The sequence below is a fragment of the Sulfitobacter sediminis genome, from assembly GCF_040811725.1.
Taxonomy (GTDB): Bacteria; Pseudomonadota; Alphaproteobacteria; order Rhodobacterales; family Rhodobacteraceae; genus Sulfitobacter; species Sulfitobacter sediminis.
Map to the genome: position 1 here is coordinate 1 of NZ_JBFNXX010000064.1, position 5317 is coordinate 5317.

A 5317-nucleotide genomic window follows, 5' to 3' on the forward strand; every position below is an offset into this window, starting at 1 on the left:
CGGTGTGAAGAGCCGGGCAGAAACCGTTCGGCCATCAATTCAAACGAAATCCCCGGTCGACTTTTTCAACAGCATCCAGACGAAGCTGCCATACGGCCAAAGTCCGCTAGTCTTGTTTGCACGAAGACTTCCGAGTGAAATGATACACGAATTTGGGGGTCATTTTTCTAATGCCCTTCAATCCATGCGTTGAGACGATCAAATCGACCTTTGCGTAAATCGCTTTCTGAGATGGTGACATAGAGAGCGCCGGCATCGCCCCACATCCATCCCAAAGCCGGATCACTTACAATCTGAAACAGGAGCTGCTCGCCTTGTTCAAGCGCGCCGTCTTGGACGGGATTAGGAAGCCCCCCCCAATCGATGTGGCAAGCCTGGCTCAATGTACTTTGCCCTTGCTTCCAGGTCGTCGATCAAGTCCTTTGATATGAGTCCCGAAGGTAGTTTTCCCTGTGTATAGAGATCGAGGAGATCTTCCTGAGCAGCCGTTTGCACATGCCTGTCGAAACGAAATTCACGAGATTTCTTGTGTAAGGTATTGAGACCTTCTCCCCAGAAATGTGGCGAGCTTTCAGATAGCGTCGCGGCCATATCTTCCCATTGCTGTGCGGTGATCACTGCATCCGGATCATGTGCTTCTATCTCAATGATAGCGCACTTTGCTGTATTCTTGAGGCGGTCAACCCAGTCGAGAAACAACTTGCCCTGCTCTTGAATCTCCTGTGTCAAAGCAGCCTCGGGATCGGGTTCGGGAAACTGCGCAAGCACATTTTGGAGTTGTTCTTTGTAGCCTTCGAACCGCTCAAGATTCCACAGCACTCCTTTCATCGATAAAATGACGTCTCCCTTTCGCGCTGTCGCATCCTTGATACCCGCTGCCTCAGCTTGCTCCAATTCCATCTTCGCTGCCTTGAAGAGAGAGATTTCAGCGTCAAAAGCCTGGTAAGCCCTGTCGACCCATCCAACACGACGCTCAACGGAAAGCTCTGCTGTCAGGCGATCATAGAGCTCTCTATATCGGCCCTGGCTCGAAAACTGACCGCCTTTGTAATCAGGGCTTTGAAGAGCCCGTTCTTCAATCTCTTTTTCTCGGCCCAACGGATCAAAATCAGGAGCGTCCAACAGCAGTGTCAGACCGTCGGAACCAGACTTGAAATTGCCTTTCTCCAACTCTTGCAGCACACCTTCAATGATATACCGCGCGCCAAGCCAGGTCAGCGGGCGGTCCAAGTCAAACGACGTTCCATTGATACCTTTTTGACTAACGGCTCCGTCATAGAGTTTTTCTGCCTCGATAATAGGGGGTATGCAGTCTTCGGGTTCTAGCTTGGCGGTGTCATATTCTTGCACAACGATGTCGACGGGCCATTTTCGCCAGAGCTTTGGAACCCCGTCTTGGTTCTTGGATGCCGTGTGATCGAAGTGACCCGACATGGAATGCCGGACGGACGGGACGTCCTCTGGTGGCTCACGTTCTGAACCCAAGCGCGTTGTGTGCAAGACCTGAACGGTGCTGTTCTCGGCCTCATCTTCGAGTTTCAGCGTCTCTACAAAGAGTAACAGCCGCCCTTCTCGCGGCCCCAGACCATTCCAAAGCGGTTTTGGCAAATCTGCGCAGCAAATCTGTGCGATGAAGTGCAGAGGTGCTCCTTCCCCGTCGCGCGGCCACTCGGTGAGCCTCGGCATCATTGGTAGCCCGCCCAGCCAGGATCGGTGGGCCTCATCAAAGCGAATGGGAACTTGGCGTTTCAGTATAACGGAGATTGTCTGATGCAATGGAAGTTTCCTAGGGCGTCGAAGGTTTCCGATTTTCTGATCTTTGCAATATTAAGATCAAAAGCAAGCCAATCGGACCTGATCAAGCAACGAGCTGGTGTTGTGTAATTTCTGCAATGATCAACATGCGGTTAGGTATGAATGTCCCTGTGTTTGCTCTTCACAGCAGTCACTAGCCGCGCCGCAGAACTTTGAAGGTTTGGGCTCCAAGCCGCCATCCCCCTTGCACCACAACACCGCCTTCCCTATATCGCCACCCTAAGGGTCAGGCCCCTGCCGTCCGCATTCCGGTGAAGTCCTGTAATCTGAAAACACACCTTCAATCTCGCCGATTGACGGGCAACGCGGACCCCCTTCGTCACTTCTTGCGAGCAGGAGTGTTTGACATGACGACATCACAAATCCCGTCGCGCGACGTGCTGAAGGCGCAGGCCAAGCGTCTGCGCGCCGATCTGGCCGACCGGGGCCAGCCGATCAGCCACGCGCAAGCGCTGGAAACCATTGCCCACCAGTGGGGCGCGCGGGACTGGAACACGCTTTTGGCCATGGCCGCGACCGTTTACCCAGGCTGGGCCCCCGGCCAGCGCGTCACGGGCCGCTATCTCGGCCACCCCTTCACGGGGCTGGTCAAGGCCGCGCGGCAGTCGGCGGGGGGCTACTGGTCGCTGACGCTGCGCTTCGACACGCCCATCGACGTGGTCACTTCGGAGCATTTCAGCAGCTTCCGCAGACAGGTTAGCGCGACCGTGACGCCCAAGGGCGTGTCGCCGCAAAAGACCTCGGACGGGCAGCCGCATCTGGTGCTGCGCGCCGCGTAAGCCTCATCTGGGCCGCCCCTGCAGGGCGGCTCAGACCCTGCGCACGCACCATGTATGAATGGTAAAGACCACCGCCTGCGTCTGTGGCATGCGGATGATGCACTGCCGTTCGGACCGGATGAAAGGCGCATCTGCGCCCTGTTCCTTCTTGCGGGGCTGGTGCAGGTCGGCCTCGACGTAGGACAACCTGTTGAACCGCCACAGCGGACGGCCCGCGCGCACCCCGTTGAAAAGCCGCTGCACCCGCCGCGCGATATCGTCGTCGTAGTCGTGCACCGGTTCATGTATCGCGACCAGCGGCCGCCCCGCCTTCTCAGCCAGCCGCCAGTTGGCCGGAAAACACAAAACCGCGCCGGTCAGAGCATGTTCGTCACCGCGTTTCTGCAGGATGCAGATATCCTCCTGCACCAGCATCCCCAACGTGCGCAGCGGATCGTCCCGGTCGATCGGCACCTCCCGGCCATCGGGACACCGCGCGCCATCTCCCGACACCGAAAACCCGAGCTTAGGCAAGAGCTTGAGCGCCTCTCTTAACACCTCCTGCGCCGCCTCCAGCGCCTCTGGCGCCATCCAGAGCACCTTATCGGGCCGGTCCCCGAGCAGGTGCAGACGGTAGGCCATCTGCGCCCCGTAGGCCTCGTCCACCCGCAGCCAGTCGTCGGGCGCGCAAGGGCCCACGCCGGGCAACGTATTCTCGCCGGTCATCTCCTCCGGCAGGTGGTTTTGAAGGATTTCCTGCATGGCCGGACCCTAGGAAAATCACCCCCGGAAGTCTCGCAAAAACGACATGCAAATGCGTCGGTTTCCCGCGTACCGCTACCCGAAAAATGGGCAAGTCTGAAACCAAGCCTACGGAAGCCGCGCCTATGAACCAGCACTATAGCCAGACCCGCAAGATCGACCCGGCCAAGGGCGCCTTTCTTGACGACGGCACCCCCAACGACGCCAACCGTGTCGAGATCGGCCCGACGCGGCTCGCGTTCTCGGAATGGGAGGCGGCGGGCCTCACCCTTCCGAACCTGCCTGCCATGCGCGAATACCGCTGGAGACGCCTCACCCGCCACATCGTCGACCGGGGCTACGGCGGTCTTCTGATGTTCGACCCCCTCAACATCCGCTACGCCACCGACAGCACCAACATGCAGCTCTGGAACACCCACAACCCGTTCCGCGCGGTGCTCCTCTGCGCCGATGGCTACATGGTGATGTGGGACTATAAGAACTCGCCTTTCCTCAGTGAATTCAATCCATTGGTACGCGAACAACGCTCCGGCGCGGATTTGTTCTATTTCGACCGGGGCGACAAGGTCGGCGTCGCAGCCGACGTGCTGGCGAACGAGGTGCGGGAACTGATCGCCGAACACGGCGGTGGCGAAAAGCGTCTCGCCGTCGACAAGATCATGCTCCACGGTCTGCGCGCCCTTGAACGGCAGGGCTTCGAGGTCATGGACGGCGAGGAAGTGACCGAGAAAAGTCGCGCTGTCAAAGGCCCCGACGAAATCCTCGCCATGCGCTGCGCGAGCCACGCCTGCGAAACGGCGGTGCACAAGATGGAATGTTTCGCGCGCGAAACAATCCCAGGTGGAAACACCTCCGAGGACGACATCTGGGCCGTGCTCCACGCCGAGAACATCAAGCGCGGCGGCGAATGGATCGAAACCCGCCTCCTCGCCTCAGGCCCCCGCACCAACCCGTGGTTCCAGGAATGTGGGCCCCGCATCGTGCGGAATAACGAGATCGTCGCCTTCGACACCGACCTCATCGGCAGCTACGGCATCTGCATCGACATCTCCCGCACCTGGTGGATCGGCGATGAAAAACCCCGCCCCGACATGATCTACGCCATGCAACACGGGGTCGAGCACATCCAGACCAACATGCAGATGCTCAAACCCGGCGTGATGATCCCCGAGCTTTCGGCAAACACCCACGTCCTCGACGCGCAATTCCAGAAGGGCAAATACGGTTGCCTCATGCACGGCGTGGGTCTCTGCGACGAATGGCCCCTCGTCGCCTACCCAGACCACGCGGTCGAGGGCGCCTACGACTACCCGCTCGAGGCGGGCATGGTCCTCTGCGTCGAAGCGCTGGTGCAGCCCGAAGGCGGCGATTTCGCGATCAAGCTGGAAGATCAGGTGCTGATCACCGAGGACGGGTTCGAGAACCTGACGACCTATCCGTTTGATGCGGCGCTGATGGGATCATAAACCAAATTCACTTGCGAGTGTATTCGCGTTTTCACTCGCCTTCGTTACCAAGACATCCAACTCCGAACTTACTGAGGAAATGGTGCTCCTATAATACTTCTCAATTACTCTAGCTAACCTAACAATTTCCTTCTCATCTCGATCACTACAGTGAAGTGGCGACATTGTCTTATCTTCGCCACGTTGAAAGACAGCTGCGGAAATTCTTGGTGTCGTTAGATCAAAAGTTAGCTCAATCTGAAACGAAGCTCCTTCGCTTTCTTTCCCGGAAAAGGCGGCTTTAATGGACCTATCCAAGACTTCACCTATTTGAAAGATATCCGCGTGTATTTCAGAACCTCCGGTTCGCGCTCGTCCATCAACGGCTAAAGAGCACGCTCGAAAACACATTTCATATTCTTTACCCAGCCCCCAAGAAAAGTGCCTTATCCCAGAGCCAGGCTTTGATGATGTGACCGCCCCCCGACGGCATCTATGTGCCAAGGTGGGTCTGCGATGATCCACAAAGGAGGACGG

The 5317-nt window shown here is 57.7% G+C and carries 6 protein-coding genes; 2 read left to right on the top strand and 4 right to left on the bottom strand.

Annotated features, from left to right (window positions below; all coding sequences use genetic code 11):
• Positions 1–167: 167 nt before the first annotated feature.
• Both AB2B41_RS22930 and AB2B41_RS22935 read right to left on the bottom strand, forming a co-directional pair.
• On the bottom strand, positions 168–383 hold the full coding sequence (locus tag AB2B41_RS22930; protein ID WP_367880151.1) for a DUF1963 domain-containing protein: 216 nt from the start codon (positions 381–383) through the stop codon (positions 168–170).
• Positions 343–1776: a DUF1963 domain-containing protein gene (locus tag AB2B41_RS22935; RefSeq protein ID WP_367880152.1), complete on the bottom strand. Its 1434-nt coding sequence runs from the start codon at positions 1774–1776 to the stop codon at positions 343–345. Before AB2B41_RS22935 ends, AB2B41_RS22930 begins: the two co-directional genes overlap by 41 nt.
• A gap of 386 nt (positions 1777–2162) precedes the next feature.
• Between AB2B41_RS22935 and AB2B41_RS22940 the strand changes: the two genes are divergently transcribed.
• Positions 2163–2594: a glyoxalase superfamily protein gene (locus tag AB2B41_RS22940; protein WP_367880153.1), complete on the top strand. Its 432-nt coding sequence runs from the start codon at positions 2163–2165 to the stop codon at positions 2592–2594.
• Positions 2595–2624: 30 nt separating this feature from the next.
• Here the strand turns inward: AB2B41_RS22940 and AB2B41_RS22945 are convergent, their stop codons facing one another.
• Positions 2625–3335 (bottom strand): heme-dependent oxidative N-demethylase family protein, encoded by a 711-nt coding sequence (locus AB2B41_RS22945; RefSeq protein ID WP_367880154.1) that lies wholly within the window; start codon positions 3333–3335, stop codon positions 2625–2627.
• Between the two features lie 125 nt (positions 3336–3460).
• On the opposite strand from AB2B41_RS22945, the gene dddP reads away from it, so the two are divergent.
• Complete coding sequence (dddP, locus tag AB2B41_RS22950) at positions 3461–4801, top strand: dimethylsulfonioproprionate lyase DddP (RefSeq protein ID WP_367880155.1); 1341 nt, start codon at positions 3461–3463, stop codon at positions 4799–4801.
• On the opposite strand, the gene AB2B41_RS22955 is transcribed toward dddP, so the two are convergent.
• Positions 4796–5317 (bottom strand): hypothetical protein (locus AB2B41_RS22955; RefSeq protein ID WP_367880156.1); only part of this gene is annotated, 522 nt, incomplete at its 5' end. The two genes, dddP and AB2B41_RS22955, sit on opposite strands and share 6 nt — an antisense overlap.